The organism is Streptomyces sp. NPDC048442, assembly GCF_040651475.1.
Lineage (GTDB): Bacteria > Actinomycetota > Actinomycetes > Streptomycetales > Streptomycetaceae > Streptomyces.
Genome location: NZ_JBEZKB010000003.1, coordinates 60,831 through 79,059, shown reverse-complemented (window position 1 = coordinate 79,059; position 18,229 = coordinate 60,831). Strand labels below are relative to the sequence as shown.

General features: G+C 71.2%; 16 protein-coding genes. 3 read left to right on the top strand and 13 right to left on the bottom strand.

The annotated features are described in order from the left end of the window. Positions 1–3 precede the first annotated feature (3 nt). The 5 genes from AB0D18_RS06380 to AB0D18_RS06360 all read right to left on the bottom strand — a co-directional run bounded on the left by AB0D18_RS06380 (position 4) and on the right by AB0D18_RS06360 (position 7,186). Entirely contained in the window at positions 4–744 is a 741-nt protein-coding gene (locus AB0D18_RS06380; protein ID WP_362413551.1) for a Crp/Fnr family transcriptional regulator, read from the bottom strand. 272 nt (positions 745–1,016) lie between these two features. Continuing rightward, the gene (locus AB0D18_RS06375; RefSeq protein WP_362413549.1) at positions 1,017–3,581 is read right to left on the bottom strand and encodes a polynucleotide kinase-phosphatase; all 2,565 of its coding nucleotides are present in this window, start codon (positions 3,579–3,581) and stop codon (positions 1,017–1,019) included. After that, on the bottom strand, positions 3,578–5,104 hold the full coding sequence (locus AB0D18_RS06370) for a 3' terminal RNA ribose 2'-O-methyltransferase Hen1 (RefSeq protein WP_362413547.1): 1,527 nt from the start codon (positions 5,102–5,104) through the stop codon (positions 3,578–3,580). The genes AB0D18_RS06375 and AB0D18_RS06370 overlap by 4 nt, the downstream gene beginning before the upstream one ends. A 161-nt stretch (positions 5,105–5,265) precedes the next feature. Beyond that, on the bottom strand, positions 5,266–6,174 hold the full coding sequence (gene mmuM / locus AB0D18_RS06365) for a homocysteine S-methyltransferase (RefSeq protein ID WP_362413545.1): 909 nt from the start codon (positions 6,172–6,174) through the stop codon (positions 5,266–5,268). A gap of 88 nt (positions 6,175–6,262) precedes the next feature. After that, positions 6,263–7,186, bottom strand: coding sequence for an LLM class F420-dependent oxidoreductase (locus tag AB0D18_RS06360; protein WP_362413543.1), 924 nt, complete (start codon positions 7,184–7,186; stop codon positions 6,263–6,265). A 246-nt stretch (positions 7,187–7,432) separates the two neighbouring features. Here AB0D18_RS06360 and AB0D18_RS06355 point away from each other — a divergent pair, with 246 nt between their 5' ends. Then, a complete protein-coding gene (locus AB0D18_RS06355) occupies positions 7,433–7,717 on the top strand; it encodes a hypothetical protein (protein WP_362413541.1) in 285 nt (94 codons plus the stop codon). Between the two features lie 11 nt (positions 7,718–7,728). Here AB0D18_RS06355 and AB0D18_RS06350 read toward each other — a convergent pair whose 3' ends face one another. The 7 genes from AB0D18_RS06350 to AB0D18_RS06320 form a co-directional block, all read right to left on the bottom strand. Beyond that, positions 7,729–8,265 (bottom strand): DUF6099 family protein, encoded by a 537-nt coding sequence (locus tag AB0D18_RS06350; protein WP_362413539.1) that lies wholly within the window; start codon positions 8,263–8,265, stop codon positions 7,729–7,731. A gap of 121 nt (positions 8,266–8,386) precedes the next feature. Continuing rightward, entirely contained in the window at positions 8,387–8,761 is a 375-nt protein-coding gene (locus tag AB0D18_RS06345; RefSeq protein WP_362414038.1) for a nucleotide pyrophosphohydrolase, read from the bottom strand. A 68-nt stretch (positions 8,762–8,829) separates the two neighbouring features. Further along, a complete protein-coding gene (locus tag AB0D18_RS06340) occupies positions 8,830–10,068 on the bottom strand; it encodes an ATP-binding protein (protein WP_362413537.1) in 1,239 nt (412 codons plus the stop codon). A 97-nt stretch (positions 10,069–10,165) separates the two neighbouring features. Beyond that, positions 10,166–10,555, bottom strand: coding sequence for a cell division protein SepF (locus AB0D18_RS06335; protein WP_362413535.1), 390 nt, complete (start codon positions 10,553–10,555; stop codon positions 10,166–10,168). A 295-nt stretch (positions 10,556–10,850) separates the two neighbouring features. After that, positions 10,851–12,206 carry a carbohydrate-binding protein gene (locus AB0D18_RS06330; protein ID WP_362413533.1) on the bottom strand — a complete coding sequence of 452 codons (1,356 nt, stop codon included), beginning with the start codon at positions 12,204–12,206 and terminating at the stop codon, positions 10,851–10,853. 189 nt (positions 12,207–12,395) lie between these two features. Beyond that, positions 12,396–13,286, bottom strand: coding sequence for a DUF2268 domain-containing putative Zn-dependent protease (locus tag AB0D18_RS06325; protein ID WP_362413531.1), 891 nt, complete (start codon positions 13,284–13,286; stop codon positions 12,396–12,398). Between the two features lie 92 nt (positions 13,287–13,378). Further along, a complete protein-coding gene (locus tag AB0D18_RS06320) occupies positions 13,379–13,864 on the bottom strand; it encodes a hypothetical protein (protein WP_362413530.1) in 486 nt (161 codons plus the stop codon). 385 nt (positions 13,865–14,249) lie between these two features. Between AB0D18_RS06320 and AB0D18_RS06315 the strand changes: the two genes are divergently transcribed. Further along, positions 14,250–14,855 (top strand): CGNR zinc finger domain-containing protein, encoded by a 606-nt coding sequence (locus AB0D18_RS06315; RefSeq protein ID WP_362413528.1) that lies wholly within the window; start codon positions 14,250–14,252, stop codon positions 14,853–14,855. A 224-nt stretch (positions 14,856–15,079) separates the two neighbouring features. Beyond that, positions 15,080–16,240 carry a transposase gene (locus AB0D18_RS06310; RefSeq protein ID WP_362413526.1) on the top strand — a complete coding sequence of 387 codons (1,161 nt, stop codon included), beginning with the start codon at positions 15,080–15,082 and terminating at the stop codon, positions 16,238–16,240. Here AB0D18_RS06310 and AB0D18_RS06305 read toward each other — a convergent pair. Beyond that, positions 16,180–18,147 (bottom strand): helix-turn-helix domain-containing protein, encoded by a 1,968-nt coding sequence (locus AB0D18_RS06305; protein ID WP_362413524.1) that lies wholly within the window; start codon positions 18,145–18,147, stop codon positions 16,180–16,182. The two genes, AB0D18_RS06310 and AB0D18_RS06305, sit on opposite strands and share 61 nt — an antisense overlap. Between the last annotated feature and the right edge of the window lie 82 nt (positions 18,148–18,229).

Genomic DNA, 18,229 nt, shown 5'->3' with positions numbered 1-18,229 from the left:
CGTTTACACATCCGGTCCGGCTTTCTTCCCCGGCCCGGATCCGGTCCCCGACCCGGGCCCGGCCCTGCCCTGGGCCAGCAGAAGGAGCAACTCCATGTCGGTCACGGTCACCCTCCGATTTCCGGTGTGCACGACGTCCTGCTCGCGCAGCAGCCGCAACGCCTTGGCGACCGCCTCCCGGGTGGCACCCACCGCGGAGGCCAAGTCGTGCTGGGGAAGAGGCAGTTCGACGACCACCGCACCGTCGTCGCCGGTCCGCCCGGTCCGCTGCGCGAGTTCGAGCAGCCGTACGGCAAGACGCCGCAGGACCGTCTCGGAAGCGAGGGAACGCCGCTCGCTGTCCGCGCTGCGCAGCCGCGCACTGAGCTGACGCATGATCAGCGCGGTGGCGTGCGGCCGCGCGGAGAGGAAGTACCGGAACCGCTCCCCGCTGATGGAGGTCGCCTCGACGGGACCGAGCGCGGTCACTGTCGCGCTGCGCGGCCCCTGGTCGACCGCGGCGAGGTCTCCTATTACTTCGCCGGCTCCGCGCAGCGCGAGGATGAGACGGGCGCCGCGCTCGGTGGAGACGGAGACGACGGACCATCCGCTGCGCACGGCGAGCACGAAGGTGCCGGTGTCACGCTCCTGGAGCATGACCTGCCCCGGTTCGTAGGTGCGCGGCACGCCCAGGGCCAACAGGCTCTCCCGGTCCTGCCTCGTGAGGGCGTCGAGAAAGGGACGGCCCTGCCCGAACAGACTCATCGCCTCGCCCCCGATGGCGCCTAGGACGCGACGTGGTGACGATGCGTCAAGCTGAGAGGAAAGGAAGACTAGGCACCCCGCCAGACACTAGTCAAGAACGATCAACTCCTCTTTTGCAGAAGCACAGTTGATGATCACTCAGATCGAAAGCACATGCGATGCAGGGGAACGGACGAGGCCCCGGCCCGCCCGGAAACGGCTGAGGCCGCAGCCTTTCGGCTACGGCCTCAACGTCGGCGGATCGGCCGGTCACAGACGCGGCGGCCGGTCGGTCACAGACGCGGGTCCACCGGCTCCGACTCTAGCGCCAGCACCGCGAACACCGCTTCGTGCACCCGCCACAGCGGTTCACCCGCCGCCAGCCGTTCGAGTGCTTCGAGCCCGAGCGCGTACTCCCGCAGCGCCAGCGAACGCTTGTGCCCGAGGAACCGCTGCCGCAGCTTCTCCAGCTGTTCCGGCCTGGTGTACTCGGGGCCGTAGATGATCCGCAGGTATTCGCGGCCGCGCACCTTGATGCCCGGCTGCACGAGACGGCGCTTGCCGTCCCGCACCAGGGCCTGGAGCGGCTTGACGACCATGCCCTCGCCGCCCCTGCTGGTCATCTCCAGCCACCAGTCGACACCCGCCTGCACCGACGACTCGTCGCCCGTGTCGACGACCAGCCGGCGGGTGGTCTGCAGCAGTCCGGTCGAGTCGTGCTCCACCAGCCGGTCAAGCCAGGCGAGTTGCCGGTCGTGCGGTACGTCCGCGAGCGAGCGCCCCTGCACAGCGAGCAGCTGGAAGGGCGCGAGCCGCACCCCGTCCAGGCCCTGGGTCGGCCAGCAGTACCGCCGGTAGGCCTCGGTGAACAGGCCGGCGTCCGCCGCCCGTTCCCGCTGGCGCACCAACAGCTCGTCCGCACCTTCGACACCACGCGCCACGGCAGCTTCAAGAGCGGCGAGCGCTCCGGGGAAGGCGGCCCCGGACGCGGCGCCGACGGCGGCGTACTGCTGCCGCAGCAGGCCGGAGGCCTTGAGCGACCAGGGCATCAGTTCGGCGTCCAGCAGCAGCCAGTCGCTGGCGAGTTCGTCCCAGAGCCCGGCCTCATCGACCGCGGTGCGCAGCCGGTCGAGCACGAGCTCGGTGACTGCCGCGTCGTCGAAGAACGGCCGTCCGGTGCGCGTGTGCACGACCCCGGTGGGGCCGTCCACGCCGAACCGCTCCCGCGCGGCCCGGGCATCGCGGCAGACCAGCACCACAGCGCGCGAGCCCATGTGCTTCTCCTCGCACACGACCTTCGCGACCCCGTCCGACCTGTACTGCGCGAACGCCTCGGCCGGGTGCTCCAGGTAGCCGTCCACCCGGGACGTCCCCGTGGGCGCCATGGTCGGCGGCAGGTACATCAGCAGCTGCGGGTCGACGGCGAACCGGCTCATCACTTCGAGCGCCGCCGCCGCGTTCTCCTCGCGGACCGCCACGCGCCCGTGCTCACCGGTCTCCACGATCCGGCGCCCGGCGACGTCGGCGAGGTCCAGCGGACGCCCGTCGTGCCCGCCGGGCGCCTCGGTGAGCAGCGGCTTGATGGGCTCGTACCAGACCTTCTCGGCGGGGACCTCGACGAGTTCGCGCTCGGGCCAGCGCAGCGCGGTCATCTTCCCGCCGAACACCGCGCCGGTGTCGAGGCAGATGGTGTTGTTGATCCACGAGGTGTTGGGGACAGGTGTGTGTCCGTACACGACGGCCGCGCGGCCGCGGTACTCCTCGGCCCACGGGTAGCGCACGGGCAGGCCGAACTCGTCGGTCTCGCCGGTGGTGTCCCCGTACAGCGCGTGGGAGCGGACGCGTCCGGACGTACGCCCGTGGTACTTCTCGGGCAGCCCGGCGTGGCAGACGACGAGGTTGCCGCCGTCGAGGACGTAGTGGCTGACGAGGCCGTCGATGAAGACCTTCACCTGCTCCTTGAAGTCATCCTCCTCCTTGTCCAACTGCTCGATGGTTTCCGCGAGTCCGTGGGTGTGCTGGACGTTCCTTCCCTTGAGCCAACGTCCGAGCTTGTTCTCGTGGTTCCCCGGCACGCACAGCGCGTTTCCGGAGGCGACCATTCCCATGACCCGGCGCAGTACGCCGGGGCTGTCCGGGCCGCGGTCTACGAGGTCGCCGACGAAAACGGCGGTGCGCCCTTCCGGGTGCGCCCCGTCCTCGTAACCCAACTTCCCCAGCAGCGTCTCCAGTTCGGAGCGGCAGCCGTGGATGTCGCCGATGATGTCGAAGGGCCCTGTGAGGTGGGTGAGGTCGTTGTAGCGCTTCTCCAGAACGATCCCGGCGGCGTCGACCTCCTCGACGCTGCGCAGGATGTGCACCTTGCGGAACCCCTCGCGCTCCAGTCCGCGCAGCGAGCGGCGCAGTTCGCGCTTGTGCCTCTGGATGACGTGGCGGGGCATGCCGGCCCGGTCGGGGCGTTCGGCGTTGCGGGCCGCGCACACTTCCTCTGGCAGGTCGAGGACGATCGCGATCGGCAGGACGTCGTACTTCCTGGCGAGCTGGACGAGCTGCTTGCGGCTCTCCGACTGGACGTTGGTGGCGTCGACGACGGTCAGCCGGCCGGCTTCGAGGCGCTTGCCCGCGATGTAGTGCAGCACGTCGAAGGCGTCGCGGCTCGCGCTCTGGTCGTTCTCGTCGTCGGCGACCAGGCCGCGGCAGAAGTCCGAGGAGATGACCTCGGTGGGCTTGAAGTGCCTGCTCGCGAAGGTGGACTTGCCGGAACCGGTGGCTCCGACCAGTACCACGAGGGACAGGTCGGTGACCGGCAGTCTGCGCGGTGCGGTGGTGCTCGGTGCTGCTTCGGTGGTGCTGCTCATGCGACCTTCGCCTCCTTCACGTTCTCGGCACTCGTCTTGTCTTTACTCGTCTTCTCGGCACTCGGCTTCTCTGTACCCGGCTTCTCGGTCATCGTGAAGACCGCCATCTGGGTGGGCGGCCCGACCTCCGGGTCATCCGGCCCCACGGGCACGAACTCGACTCCGTACCCGTGCCGTTCGGCCACCGTGCCCGCCCAGTCGCGGAACTCCTGCCGCGTCCACTCGAAGCGGTGGTCGCCGTGCCGGACGTGTCCGGCGGGCAGGGCCTCCCAGCGCACGTTGTACTCGACGTTCGGCGTGGTCACGACCACCGTCCGGGGCCGCGCGGACCCGAACACCGCGTACTCCAGCGCGGGCAGCCGCGGCAGGTCCAGGTGCTCGATGACCTCGCTCAGTACGGCCGCGTCGTACCCGGCCAGCCGCTTGTCGGTGTAGGTCAGCGAGCCCTGCAGCAGCGAGACCCGCTCGGCCTGCCGCTCGCCCATCCGGTCCAGCTTGAGCCGTCGCGAGGCAATGGTCAGCGCGCGCACGGACACGTCGACACCGACGATCTCGGTGAACTTCACATCCTTGAGCATCGCCTGCACCAACTGCCCCTGCCCGCAGCCGAGATCGAGCACCCGGCCCGCTCCGGCCCCGCGCAGCGCGGCGAGGATCGCCTCGCGCCGCTGCACGGAGAGCGGGGTCGGCCGCTCCTCGGTCTCGGTCTCCTCGGCCACCGCGTTGTCGATCTCCTCGACCGTGATGTCGTCGGCGTCGGCGAGCCTGGCCAGCTCCAGCCGCTCGGTGGCCTGCCGGGTCAGTCCCCAGCGCCGCGACAGGTACCGGCTGGTGATCAGCTTCTGTTCGGGGTGCTGCGGCAGCCAGCCCTCACCGGCCCGCAGCAGCTTGTCGACCTCGTCGGGCGAGACCCAGTAGTGCTTGGCGTCGTCGAGCACCGGCAGCAGTACGTAGAGGTGCCGCAGCGCATCGGCCAGCCGCAGCTCCCCCTCCAGCACAAGCTGTACGTAACGCGAGTCGCCCCACTCCGGGAACTGGGTGTCCAGTGCCACGGGCACCGCCTCCACCGTGCTCCAGCCCAGCGGTGCGAACAGCTTCTCCACCAGTGCGACGCCGCCGCGCGCGGGCAGCGCCGGGACTTCGATGCGCAGCGGCAGCGGCTCGGCGGCACGCTCCGGGCGGGCGTTGCACACCCCGTGCAGGGCGCTCTTGAAGACGGTGCTCAGCGCCACGGCCAGCAGTGAAGAGGCCGCGTAGGGGCGGTCGTTGACGTACTGCGAGAGCGCCGCGTCGGGGGAACCGCCGCGCCCCTTGCCCTTGCCTCGCCGGACCAGCGCCACCGGATCCACCTCAAGGAGAAGCGCGGCCGTGCAGCGCTCGGCGGTCGCCTCGGGGTAGACGACGTGCGCCGTGCCGTGCGAGGTGGAGAACGTCTGCTTCCGCCCGGGATGCTTGTGCAGCAGAAATCCGAGGTCGGTCGCCGGGCGTTCCTGGGTGCCGGTGGTACTGATCGTCATGAACACGCGTCCGAGTATCACCCGGTTCGCCCGCTACGACCATGGGTTTTCCCAGAAGGAAGCCCAGCCCCCGAAGCCCCCCCCCCCCGGACCCAGCTCCCCGAGCTCAGCTCCCGAACCCAACTCCGCGGGCTCAGCTCCCGAACCCAACTCCGCGGCCCTGCGACTCAGCGGCGGGGCCCCACGCTCGCCGCCAGTCCGGCGATCTGCTCCGGTCCTACCCGGCAGCAGCCTCCGACCAGCCGTGCTCCGGCCGACTGCCAGCCCTGTACCCGGCCGGGGTCGAAGGTGCCGTCCCCCTTCCAGCCGCGCCCGGACGCGTCCCACTCCTCGCCGCTGTTCGGGTAGACGACGACCGGTTTCCCGGTGACCTCGGCGGCGATCTCCACCGCCCGGTCGACGTCGGAGGGTTCGCAGCAGTTCACCCCGACCGCGATCACCTGGTCGTTGCCCGCCGCCAGTGCGAACGCGTCGGCCAGCGGCTGCCCGGCCCGGGTCCGCTCCCCCGCGATGCTGTACGACAGCCAGAGGGGCACACCGCACCCCTCGGCCGCCCGCAGCAGCGCCTGGGCCTCGTCGGCGTCCGGCACCGTCTCCAGCGCGAGCACATCGGGCCCGGCCTCGGCCAGCGTCCCGACCCTGGGCCGGTGGAAACGCTCCAGCTCCCGCACCGACAGCCCGTACCGCCCCCGGTACTCGCTGCCGTCGGCGAGCATCGCCCCGTACGGCCCGACCGAGGCGGCCACCCACACCGGCAGCGGCCCGGCCGCGCCCGCCGCGCGTGCCAGCTCCACGCTGCGGGCCAGCAGCCCGGCCGCCTCCGCGCGCCCCGTGCCCCGCGCGGCGAACCCCTCGTATGTCGCCTGGTAGCTGGAGGTGATGAGCACCTGCGCACCCGCCCGCACGTACGACGCGTGGGCCGCGCGGATCTGCTCCGGGTCGTCGGCGAGCAGCCGCGCCGACCAGAGCGTGTCGGACAAGTCGCAGCCCTGTGACTCCAGTTGATTGGACAACCCGCCGTCGAGGACGAGGGTCCCCTCGGCGAGCACAGCGGCGAGCGGGCGGGTGGGCTGCACGACGAACTCCTGACAACGAACGAAGGAACGAGGCCGGCTCAGCTCGGCTCAGCCCCGGGCTGGGCCAGGCTGGGCCGGCCGGGCCGGCTCAGCTCAGCTGGGACAGCACCTGCGAGGAGATCAGATCCAGGTGATCGAGGTCGTCCAGGTCCAGCATCTGGAGATAGACCCGGGACGATCCGATCGCCTCGAACTGTCCGATCCGGTCCACCACTTCGGCGGGCGATCCCGCCAGTCCGTTCGCCTTGAGGTCCTCCACCTCCCGTCCGACGGCCGCCGCCCGGCGCGCCACTTCCGCGTCGGTCTTCCCCACGCACGCCACCAGCGCGTTGGAGTACACCAGGTCGTCCGCCTTCCGCCCGGCCTGCTCCGCCGCCGCCCTGACCCGGCCGAACTGCCGCGCGGTGTCGTCCAGCGAGGCGAACGGAATGTTGAACTCGTCGGCGTACTGCGCGGCGAGCCGCGGCGTACGGACGGCTCCGTGGCCTCCGATCAGCACCGGCACCTTGCGCTGGGCCGGTTTGGGCAGCGCCGGCGAGTCCGCCAGCTGGTAGTACGTCCCGTCATAGCTGAAGGTCTGGCCCACCTCCGTCTCCCAGAGCCCCGTGACGATGGCCAGCTGCTCCTCCAGCCTGCCGAACTTCTCCTTCGGGAAGGGGATTCCGTACGCCTTGTGCTCCTCCTCGAACCACCCTGCTCCCAGGCCCAGTTCGACCCGCCCGCCCGACATCTGGTCGACCTGTGCGACCTGGATGGCCAGCACCCCGGGGAGCCGGAACGTGCCCGCGGTCATCAGCGTCCCCAGCCGGATCCGCTCGGTCTCCCGGGCGAGCCCGGCCAGCGTGATCCAGGCGTCGGTCGGTCCGGGCAGCCCGTCGACAGTGCCCATCTTCAGAAAGTGATCGGACCGGAAGAAGGCGTCGAAGCCGAGGGCCTCGGTGGCCTTTGCGACGGTCAGCAGCTTCTCGTAGCTCGCCCCCTGCTGGGGCTCGGTGAAGATTCGAAGATCCATGCCTCCATCCTGCACCTTCGAACTGTCGTCAACCCCGCTGACCTCGCCTGTCCCCCATCTGCCCGGTCGGGTGAAAACTCGTCACCGTGGGGGTCCTCGCACTGCCGTGCCGGTGACCCGTGCCCGAAGTGCTCGTTTGGTCGGGCGGAGCCGGACAGCCCGGCCCGCGCTCCGACGACCGCTGCCGGGGCATTGACAGCAACACCGCTCTCCCCCACCGGGAGGGCCTGGGCCGAGGAGGCCGCCATGTCCCAGGAAGCCGTGCCCGAACAGGCCGCGTCCGCAGATCCGGTGCAGCAGTCCGTACCGGGCCAGCAGGCCGCTCCGAAGGGCCTGTTGCAGCAGATGGAGGAACTGATGGCGGCGCTGACCGCCGACCTTTCGCAGCTCGACGCCGATCTGCAGACCACGGGCGACCGCCCGCCGGCCACCGGCACTACCGGCACCACCGGCAGCCAGGAGGGTCACCGCGAAAGCCGCGAAAGCCGCGACACCGGCCGCCACGAGGGCGGCCGCGACCGGTCCCACTGACCGGAGCAGGGTCATGACGGCCCCGCCGCCGAGTCATGGGCGGCGCCCTGCAGCCTGCCGTGCTCCCACATCGTGAGCCGGCGCAGCAGTCCGCGCACCCGGTCGTTCGACTCGTCGGCGGCGTCGATCGCCTCGATGGTCTGCCAGTAGAACCCTTCCTCGTCCGAGGCGCAGGCCACCCCGACGAGCGCGATCCCCACCTCTCCCAGCAGGGCGCCCAGTCCCACCAACGCCCCCCGCGCATCGGCGATTTCGACGAGCTGGGCGGCCCGCGGCCGCAGTTCAGGAGGCTGTCCGGCCGGGAAGCCCGGCACGGACGACCCGCCGGCGCACAGGGTCGACCAGTCGATCGTCCCGCAGCCCCTGCCGCCTGCCTCGCAGAGCCCCTGCGCCTCGCCCCGCAGCTCCGGCGGGCCCTTCATGGCCAGCATCCCGCCGATGGCCTGGGTCAGTGCCTGTGCCTGCCAGGCCTCTGTCAGGATGTCCAGCGGCGCCTGACTCTGCGCCAGCGCATGTCTGCCGACCCGAATGAGTCTCACCGCGTCCATCAGCGACCCCCGTTGCCGTCCCACTCACTCCCTGTCCACTACCCAGAGTGAGGGGAAGGGGCCAGGAAAACCAGGGCTATGCGGAAATCTGTGGACACAAAAGCGGTTGTGGATATTGCCGTCACTCCGAAGAGTGACGGACCTCTTTCTCCATGACTTCCGGAACATCGGCTTCCGGCCCCCCGGCTCCCGGTACCGGGAAACGCAGTTCGTTCCGCTCGATCTTCGCGGACAGCGCCGCCAGCGGGTCGATCCCCAGCACTTCGCAGAACTGCAGCAGATAGGCCAGTACGTCCGCGACCTCGTCGGCCACCCGGTGTGCGGAATCCGGCTTCTCCATCACGCGGGCGGACTGCTCCGGGGTCAGCCACTGGAAGATCTCCACCAGTTCGGACGCCTCCACGCTGAGCGCGGCCGCCAGGTTCTTGGGCGTGTGGTACTGCTCCCAGTCCCGCGCCGCGGCGAACGCGGCCAGCCGGCGCTGGAGCTCCGCCACCTGGCCCACCGCCACCTCGGGTTCCGTACCGTTCACGCCCGCCACCGTTCTCGAATCGTCTCTCACGGCTACAGGTCTACCACCGTCACACCTGCCGTCTCACGCACGCACGAGGCGTCCGTGACCGTACCCACCAGCCTGATGTGACCGCGCCCGCACATCCTCCCTGCCAGCTCTCCCAGTGCCCGCGCCTGCCTCCGGTCCAGCCCCCGGTCGAAGCCGTCGGCCAGCACCGCGAGCGCCTGGTGCGCGTCGGGCACCTCGGCCACGTACTCCATGTCCAGCACCCGCGGCCCGGTCAGCAGTACCACCGCGAACGCCAGATACCTCAACTCGCCCTCGCCCAGCCGTCCGAGGGGTGTCGCTCCCCGCGCGCCCCGGCCGAGCACCGCCCGGACCGAACCGTCGGCCAGGTCCTGGGCCGTCAGGTCCTCGACGGGGCCGGCGCACCCCTCCCGGGCCGCCGCGACGAGTGCCGTGTGGCGGATCGCGCACTCGCTTCCCGTACGCCGCAGGACCGCCGCGAGGTTGTCGCAGCCGCGCCGCAGCAGCCCCTCGCCGAGCGCCACCGGTGCGCGCATCCGCTGCGGCTGGGGGTCGCAGACGTACGCCGACCGCAGCGCGACGAGCACCTGCTCGGCCGCGGCCAGCACCCGCAGCTGCCCCTCCGTCTTGCCTGCCACCCGCAGCGGCAGCAGTGCCGTACCCAGCCGGTCGTCCGGCAGCGGCGCGCGCGTCATCAGCACCGCACCCGCCGTGTACCAGGCCGCCTGGACCGTGCTCTGCCTCGGGTCGCACAGCACGGTGGTCAGGAGTTCCTGCCCCTCGCACGTCAAACGTTCGCTGACGATCCTGAGTTCCGGCTCCGCCTGGACCGCGAGATCGAGATGTACGGGTCCGGCCGGGCCGTCGACCGTGCAGCCGATACGGAATCCGCGGCGCCCCTGGCCGTCGGCTGCCACCCGCTCCGGCACGCAGTCGGCCGGTTCCGGGAACACCTCGCCGAGCTCGTCGCCGGCCGCCAGCCTGGCCAGCGCCTCGTACACCCGCAGCACGGTCGTTTTGCCGCTCCCGCTCGGACCCGCGAAGAAGGTCAGCGGAGCGAGCGGAAAGACCGCCCCGCGGTGCGGACCGAAGGCGGAGAGCCGCAGTTCGGTGACCTCGGGGCGGTGCGGGCGTACAGAAGCGGAAGCGGAAGCGGAAGCGGAACCGGAAGCCGAAGCGGAACCGGCAGCCGCGGAGGTGGGGACGGAGGTGGAGGTGGCGGAGGAGAGAACGGACGGGCGGGCGAGCGAAGGCACAGTCATGATGCGGACGCTATGCATCCGCATGCACCCACCTCACTGACGAACCGTTACACCTGGGCAGCCTTCCTACGATCGAGGGACAGCCGCCGCGGTCTTCCTACGACCGGGGGCCCGCCGCCGCCTCGGCGCCCTCGACCTCCATGCCGACCGGCGCGAGCAGGAACACGTTCCGGTCGACCCGGTGCATCCCACTGCCGAGCCCGAAGACCACGCCACTGCTGAAGTCCAGGATCCGCTTGGCCACGTCGGTCTCCGCGCTGGTCAGGTCCAGCAGCACCGGAATCTGCGCGATCAGGTACTCGGCGACCTCCCGGGCGTCCGAGAAGATCTGCACCCGCAGGACGATCATCCGCCGCTGCTCCACCGCCTCGTACTCCTGCGGCATCGTCCGGTGATCGGTCCTGGACGGCCATTCGTTGCGGCTGCGCAGCGGTACGACCTGGGCGAGCCCTTCCCACTGCTCGTCGGTGACGTCATACCTGCTCACCGAATCACCCCACCCACGTGCTGTATCTGCATCCGGCAATTCTGACGCCCCTCACCCGTACGGCCTACCAGCGACACGGTACAGAGGAAGATCGGCCGCATATTTTCCGCCACATCCCCCGCCGCCACATCCCCTGTCGCCACAAGCTTCGCGGCCACAAGCTTCGCCGCCGCGCCCCTCGCCGCCACAGCAGTGCGTCCGGTGCCGCGGACCGCGGCACCGGACGACGATCTACTGCGCTGCTGCATGCTGTGTTGCTGCCTACTGCGCCGCCGCCTCTATGAGGAGGCGGCGGTCATACGGCCTGCCAGAGGGCGGGGACGTTCGGGGGCGCCCAGCCCTCCTGCGCCTGATGGCCCTGGAGGCACCGGTAGGTGGTGCCCCCGTACGTCACCTGGGCGCCCGTCGCGTAGACGGTGCCCACCGCCCAGGTGCCGCCGGGCTCACCCGGGCCGGGACCCGGGTCGTCGGAGGTGGTTTTGAGGGTCAGGGCGTACCCCTGGAGCAGGGGGTTGATCGGCTGATAGAAGGTCGTGCCGCCGGAGCTGCAGTTGCCGGAGCCGCCGGAGGTGACGCCCTGCGCCTGGCTGCCGGATATGAACGAGCCGCCGGAGTCGCCCGGTTCGGCACAGACCGAGGTACGGGTCACCCCGCTGATGGTCCCCTCGGGGTAGGTCACGCTGGTGTTGTGCTGCTGGATGGTGCCGCAGTGCCATCCGGTGGTGGATCCCGACCGGCACACGGAGGCGCCGACCGCTGCCTGCGTCGAGCCGGTGACCTGGACGTTTCCGCTGCTGCCCTTCACATACGGCGTCGAGGTCCAGTTGGAGTTGGCGGCGACCCAGGCGGTGTCGCGGCCGGGGAAGGTGGAGGCCTGGAAGGAGCCCTGCGCGACCTGGTTGTAGCCGGAGGTCGTGGTGCCGGGCCGCCCGCAGTGTCCGGCGGTGGCGAAGCCCTGCTGCGCTCCCTTGGTGACGGCGAAGCCGACCGAGCAGCGGCCGCTGCCGTTCATGTAGTACGCGTCACCGCCCCTGATGTCGTACAGCGGGCGGGGCTGCTGCGCGGACTTCTCCGTCCGTACGAGAGAGGGGTCGACACCGGCGGCTGCGACCAGGGCATTCCCGGCGGCCGTGTGGAGCGCCTGCAGGGTCACCTGGTTCGTCCTGACGTTCACGAAGCGGACGGGCACGTCCGTCGCCACTGTCGCCGCGGCAGCCCTGTCGAGCTTCGCCAGCGCTGTGTCCAGCTGCCGCAGGGTGTGCGGTACGACGAGGGCGCGTGCCCCCTTCGACTCGATGGAGGGAACATCGGCGGCGTCGGTGGTGGCCACGGTCAGTGTCCCGGAGTCGCCGCCCTGCACCCAGGCACCGGCGAAGTCCCGCCCGAGCGCGTTCTGCAGCAGGCCCGCGACGGCACCCGCCTCGGCCTCGTTCGCCAGTCGCACTCTGGCCTGCTGCCCGGTGACGCCGAGGTCGCGCTGCATGGCCCGCAGCAGTTCGGGGGACGCCTTGCCGACGCCCAGGGTGTCGGCGGCCGAGGGCGCGGCGACCGCGGCGGGGTCCGCGGACGCGGTGCCGGGCAGCCCTGCCAGTACGAGCGCACCGACCGCGGCGAACGCGGCACAGGCTGCCCTGGCATGTCTGTGAAGCATGCGGGGATCTCCTCGATCTCGGTGGGGGTACCGAAACCGTAGGGTCGGACAACTGCTGTGCGGGAGCTGCCAGTTGCCCCCTCGCTCGGTGTTATGGCCCGAGCGGCCCGAACGGACCGAGCGGACCGGCTCGTACCGGCTCGTACCGGCTCGTACCGGCTCGTACCGCCAGGCTTCCCGGATCCCGCGTCACGCGCCGGTCGGTACGCCCGCGTTGGTGAGGATCTCGCGGGCCGGCAGCGCGACGCTCTGGGCGGCGGTCAGGCCGGACGCCGCCAGGTGGGCGTCCACGATCCGCAGGCCCACCGCGTACCCGGCGAAGTCCGGCAGTCCGACGGGTTCGAGCCCCATGAGCTCCGCGGTGGCGTCGCCGTGCACGTACGGCGGCAGGTTCTGCATCCCGGCCACGTCGATCGCCGCGACGATCTTCTCGTAGGCCTCGTCCAGTTCCGCACCGGTCAGCGTCGTCGCCCAGGGACCCATGGCCTGCTCGCCGGCCAGTTCCCGTACGAACGCCTCCGCCAGCCCTTCGGCCACGACCTGCTCGCCGACCGTGACCGTCGCGGGGTTCCAGACGACGTTGGCGTACCGCACGTTGTGGTGGAGCTCGTGCGCGGCGGTGTGGCCGATCTTCGCGAGGCTGGTTTCGGTGGGCCACATCACCAGAAGGATCCCTCCCGGGAAGCCGCCCAGCCCGAAGTAGCCTTCCGAACGCACCACCAGGTGGTGATCGTCGGGGTTCCCGAGCACCAGAACGACATCCACGGTCTCGGCGCTCCTGACCCCGGGCACCGCACCGTCCAGCCGCTCCCGGGCGGCGTCCAGACGGTCCTCGACCTCCTTCCACACCCCCGCGTCCCGCATCTGCCCCAGCGCCGTCGAATGGCGCGGGTCTTCCAGGTCGAGCCGGAAACCACTGTTGCCCGTGCGGTGCATCTGCACCGTGTCCACCTCACCCATCACGGACAGCGCGCTCTCCAACGGCCGGTATATCTCCCGCAGCGCGTCGGGCCGATCCTCCGGGGGTCGCTTCAGGAGATCGGCCATGGCGGACGCCGTGTCGTGCACAACAATCTTCATGCCCCGGGACGCTAGGCCCTCCTGTTGCGGGAGGGTCAAGGCGTACGGAAGGCCCGTGACACCAGCGCCGGACGTCAGAAGAGCGCCGGACGTCAGAATCCGAGCTCTTCCGTTCGCGGCCCCGCCCCCCTGCGAGGGCCGGGAGTCCGCGGGGCGGCGGCGGTGATGAGCTGGGAGGCTGTGTGGCGTGCCTTCTCCGCGGACTCTCCGACGCTGCCCAGCGCGTGGGTGGAGATCGCCCCCTCGAAGAGCAGCAGCAGTTGGTCCGCGAGGAGGCCCGGGTCGGGCGTCCCGGTGGCCTCGGCGAGGCCGAGCAGCCGGCCGCGCAGTGCGCGCTTGTGCTGGGCGACGACCTCGTGGATCACGCTGACGGGCCCGGCCAGTGCTGCCTGCGCGTTGATGAACGCGTTGCTGCGGAAGCCGTCGCACGGTGCGTGCGCCCACTCCGTGAGCGCGTCGAAGACCGCGAGCAACTGCGCGCGAGGATCCTGATCGGCCGCCCCGGCGCACTCGTCGAGAACGAGCCCCCAGCGGAGCTGTCGGCCGTCGAGGTAGGCGAGGAACGCGGCGGTGTTCATGGATTTCTCCTTGTGGGGGCACGGCCCGGGTGCGGAGCAGGTCACTTGCGGCGCGGTTCGGAAACGGCGCGGTTCGGAAACGGAGCGGTTCCGATACGGAGCGGTGGGGCTAGAGGAGCAGTCCGCGTCGCGGGGGCGGCGTCAGGCCGTGCCTGACCGCATGCCCTGCGTTGACCCCGTACACCACGTCTCCGACGGCCTGCAGCATGAAGCGGAGGAGAGTACGCATCTGCGGCGATTCCTTCCTGAGCGACTGCGCGACTGCACGACTGCGCACCTGCGCAAAACCGGGCGCCTGCCGCTCGATCCGACTCCACGGCGTAGAGCGTAGAGTCAGTAACGGATATAACCGAGCTTCTCTCATTACGCTAGCATGGAGTAAGACGTGAAGACAGTTTTTTCCAATTACAGCTTCGGCGCCGGTGTCGCCACCGACCTCGTCAACACCTCGGCCACCGTCCGGATCAGCACGGGTGAAGTCCTCACCGATCCGCAGGCGTTGGCGCACTTCCTGGACGAACACGAGGTACGGCTCGACGCCCTGCCCCGCGGCGCCCTGCCGACCGAATCCGACCTCGCCCAAGTGCTCGCACTGCGCCGGGAGACGCGCGCACTGCTGGAGACCGACGACGAGGACGAGGTCGCCAAGGGCGCGAACGAGCTGGCCGCGCGGGCAGCCGCGGGCCTGACCCTGCTCCGGGACCCTGCCGGGAACTGGGAGTGGCATGTGGCCACCTCCCCGCAGGCCTCCGCGGCCGACGAGCTCGGCGCCCTCGTGGGGATCGGGCTGCTAGGCGTGCTGCACACCCTCAGCCACGCCCGTATCCGGCACTGCGCCTCCCCGGTGTGCGCGGGCATGTTCATCGACACCAGCAAGGCCGGCCGCCGCCGCTACTGCATGCCCGGCCTGTGCGGGAACCGGCTGAACGTCGCCAACTACCGGGCCCGCCACCAGGAGAGCGAGGCACGCCCCCAGCGAGCCGAGGGGTGACGCCGCGCGAAGGGACGGTGGCCGGCGCTGCGAGGAGGGGCGGTGGCCGGGCCACCGCCTCGCGACGCCGTTCCCGCTCCTGAGGTCGCGAACGGAGCCGTCCATGGTGATCCGGTCACCACCCGGACCGGCCGCGGTGTCACCGTCACACCTCGCCCGCAACGGCCCGGCACCCGAACCCTGGTGGGAGTGCGAGAACACCCCGTGCACCAGGAGGCGCCGCCATGGCCCACGCCACATCACTCCAGGACCTCGCTCCCCCCACCCGTACGACACGCCCCCACCCCGCCGGCCCCGCGGACGTCGTCACCGAGCTCTGCGCCGCCCTCTTCGCCAGGTTCCGCGGCTACGACCAGCGCGTCCGGGCGCGGCAGTACATGGACGGGCTGCTCCAGGCCGAGGGACGCAAGTCGATCGCGAACATCGCCGCCTCGGTCGGCGTACCGGGGGACGAACAGCGCCTGCACCACTTCGTCAACAGTTCCCGCTGGGCCGTGAGCCCGGTGCGCAGGGCGCTGGCGGCCTTCCTCGGCAGGGACGACCCCGATGCGGCCTGGGTGGCCCTGCCGGTGTCGATCCCCAAGGCGGGCAGACACATGGTGGGGGTGTCCCCGCACTTCTCCGCCGAGGACGGCCACCGGGTCGTCGGGCAACAGGCTTGCTCCCTGTGGTACGCCTCGGCGCGGATGGTCGCTCCGGTCAGCTGGCGGCTCGGCCTGCCGGACGGGCTCGGCACCGCCCAGGACTGTGTCGCGGAGCTCCTTGAGGACGTACGCGAGGACGCACGCGCGGACGCACGCGCGGGGCAGGGCGCCCCGCGGCTGATCGTGACGGACGCCCGGGGCGTCGGCGAACGGGCCCAGGTGGCCCGGCTGTTCGGGCATACGTCACCCGTCGCCGTGCGCATCAGCGGGCGCACGCTGCTCGCCGTCGGCGAGCAGCGCCGGGGGGCCGGGCGCGTCGAGCGCCTCGCTCCCGCCCACTCGGCTCTCGACCGGGCGCGCCGGACGCGCTACGCGGGCCGGTCGCCGTACGGGGAGGGCCCGCTCGCGACGGCGACGGTGAGCGTGCGGCTCCCCGGGCGCACGGGCACTGCGGGCGGGCTGGCCCTCCTCGGCGTGTGGCACGAACTCCGCGGCGCCCCGGCCGAGTTGTGGCTCACCAATGCCGGCGATCCGTCGTCGCCCGCCCTGTTGCGTGCGACCCGGCTGGTCCGCAGGGTCGACGCCGGCTGGCGGGCCCGCGGCAGGGACGTCGGGCTGCGGGACTACGAAGGGCGCTCCTTCCAGGGGTGGCACCGGCACATGACCCTGGCGTCCTGCGCCTACGCGATGGCGGAGTTGCGGTCCGCCGGGTCCGTGGGCGGCTCCTCCCTGGTCGCCTGAGCGGTCGCGCCGTCCCTCTTCCGCAGCAGTACGTCGTGCGTACGGTGCAGCCGGAGCGCCACCTGCACCTCCAGCGCCCGCTCCGGCCTGAGCCAGTCGGCGCCGAGCAGTTCGGTGATCCTTTCCAGTCGGCGGGAGACGGTGTTGGGGTGGACGTGGAGAGCCTCCGCGGCATGGCGCGGGCTGCCCCCTGCGGCGAAGTACTCGTCGAGGGTCCTGGTGAGTTCGGTCGAGCGCTGGGCGTCGTAGTCGAGTACCGGTCCGACGGTGGCGGCGATGAAGCTCGCGGCGTCCCGGTCGTCCGACAGGAGCACGCCGAGGAATCCCAGGTCCTCGGTGGAGGCGTAGCCGCCGACGCTGTGGAGAGAGACCAACGCGTCCAGGCAGCGCAGCGCCTCCTGGTGAGCCTGCTGGATCAGGGCGGGGCTGGAGACCGGGCCCGCCGCCCCCACCGTCACCGGGTGGCCGAGCAGAGGGGTGAGTTCGGCGGAGACCTGCGCGGCCGCGATGCTCGACGACTCGAAGGACGGCAGCAGCAGGGCGATGCAGCCGTTCTGAATGCTCCTCAGCCCGTCCATCCGCCGTGCGTAGGCCGCCGCCCAACTGGCCGCCCTGCCCTGGGCGCCGCCCTCAGGGCGCACAACCACGACGACGTGCGGCCGTTCGAGGTCGACGCTCAGCCTCCGGGCCCGCTGGACGAACTGCGCGGCCGACCGGTGCGGAGCGACCAGCAGGTCCTCGAACAGCTCGTCCCGGAACGGGCTCGCGGCGGCCGCCTCACCGCGGTGCATCTGGAGCAGCACCGCGACCGACTGGGCCGACAGCCGCAGCAGGGTCTCGCCTGGACCGTCCAGCGGCTCGCGGGGATGCAGGAGCAGCACGGCGAGTTCTTCGCCGCCGGCCGTCACCGGCACGACCCAGGTGCCCGTGGCCAGCACGACGGGCGCGCGCCGGGCGGACACTGTGCGGGACGCCTCCCACACCTCGGTCTCCTCCACCGCGGGCAACGTGCCGCAGCCCGCGAGCGGCCGGTACTCCATGTCGCGCACCCACGCCGCACCGCGGAACGCCTCGGCCACCTCGGAGACGAGCGCGCTCAGACTGCCTCCCCCGAGAGCACGGTCCACCAGCGCGGCATGCCGCTCGGCGAGCCTTCGGAGCTCGTTGAGCTGCGTGGTGATCTGCGACGTGCCGGACTGGAGGCTGAGCACATCGGCGTGGCTGCGTTCCAGCGTGCGGGTCTTCTCGATGGCCACGGCGGCCATGTCCCCGAGCGAGCTCATCAGGGAGACGTCGCCGACGGTGAAGTGCCGTACGTTGCGGTCGGCGGCGTACAGCACGCCGAAGGCGTCTTCGCCAAACTTCAGGGGGGCCGCGATGACGGCCCGCAGCCCCTCGGCACGGACCACGTCGTCCAGGACCCCGGCGTGCCGCATCCGGTCGTCCGCGAGGTAGTCGGAACTCCACATCGGTACGGACTGGTTGATGGCCTCGTCGCCCAGGCCGGCGGAGTACGGGACGCGGTAGCCCACCGTCAGTGCGGACGCGTGGCCGTCCGCCGTGCGGACGAAGCTGTCCCCCGCCTCGGCGTCACGGAAGCTGATGTACGACATGTCCAGGCCGAGCAGCGTCCGGGTGCGGCGGGTGATGGTCGCCAGCAGGGCGTCGAGATCGTACGGGAGGGTCAGGTCGCGCGCGGTGTCCACCAGCGCGGACAGTTCGGCCTCCCGCTGCTGACGGCGCGAGAACAGGGCGTGGATGCCGGCCGCCATGTGGCCCGCCCGCTCCAGGTGCGTCGCCTCGTCGGATCCGGCGGCTGCCTCCCGAGCCCGCCCGAGCAGGTCCTCGATCTCGGACAACGGCGCCTCCGCGGCCAGCAGTTCAAGAACGCTGAGCATTTCCCTCATACCGGAATGTTCAGTTGAATTCATCTTTTCGTTGCCTTATCCGACGGAGCGTGCACGCTTTCCACTCCCGCCCATTGGGTGG

Excerpts from the sequence above, each read along its gene's own strand:
- AB0D18_RS06380 (WP_362413551.1), bottom strand. The coding sequence starts at position 744 with ATGAGTCTGTTCGGGCAGGGCCGTCCCTTTCTCGACGCCCTCACGAGG.
- AB0D18_RS06375 (WP_362413549.1), bottom strand. The coding sequence starts at position 3,581 with ATGAGCAGCACCACCGAAGCAGCACCGAGCACCACCGCACCGCGCAGA.
- AB0D18_RS06360 (WP_362413543.1), bottom strand. The coding sequence starts at position 7,186 with ATGGATCTTCGAATCTTCACCGAGCCCCAGCAGGGGGCGAGCTACGAG.
- AB0D18_RS06355 (WP_362413541.1), top strand. The coding sequence starts at position 7,433 with ATGTCCCAGGAAGCCGTGCCCGAACAGGCCGCGTCCGCAGATCCGGTG.
- AB0D18_RS06350 (WP_362413539.1), bottom strand. The coding sequence starts at position 8,265 with ATGGACGCGGTGAGACTCATTCGGGTCGGCAGACATGCGCTGGCGCAG.
- AB0D18_RS06340 (WP_362413537.1), bottom strand. The coding sequence starts at position 10,068 with ATGACTGTGCCTTCGCTCGCCCGCCCGTCCGTTCTCTCCTCCGCCACC.
- AB0D18_RS06330 (WP_362413533.1), bottom strand. The coding sequence starts at position 12,206 with ATGCTTCACAGACATGCCAGGGCAGCCTGTGCCGCGTTCGCCGCGGTC.
- AB0D18_RS06325 (WP_362413531.1), bottom strand. The coding sequence starts at position 13,286 with ATGAAGATTGTTGTGCACGACACGGCGTCCGCCATGGCCGATCTCCTG.
- AB0D18_RS06320 (WP_362413530.1), bottom strand. The coding sequence starts at position 13,864 with ATGAACACCGCCGCGTTCCTCGCCTACCTCGACGGCCGACAGCTCCGC.
- AB0D18_RS06310 (WP_362413526.1), top strand. The coding sequence starts at position 15,080 with ATGGCCCACGCCACATCACTCCAGGACCTCGCTCCCCCCACCCGTACG.
- AB0D18_RS06305 (WP_362413524.1), bottom strand. The coding sequence starts at position 18,147 with ATGAGGGAAATGCTCAGCGTTCTTGAACTGCTGGCCGCGGAGGCGCCG.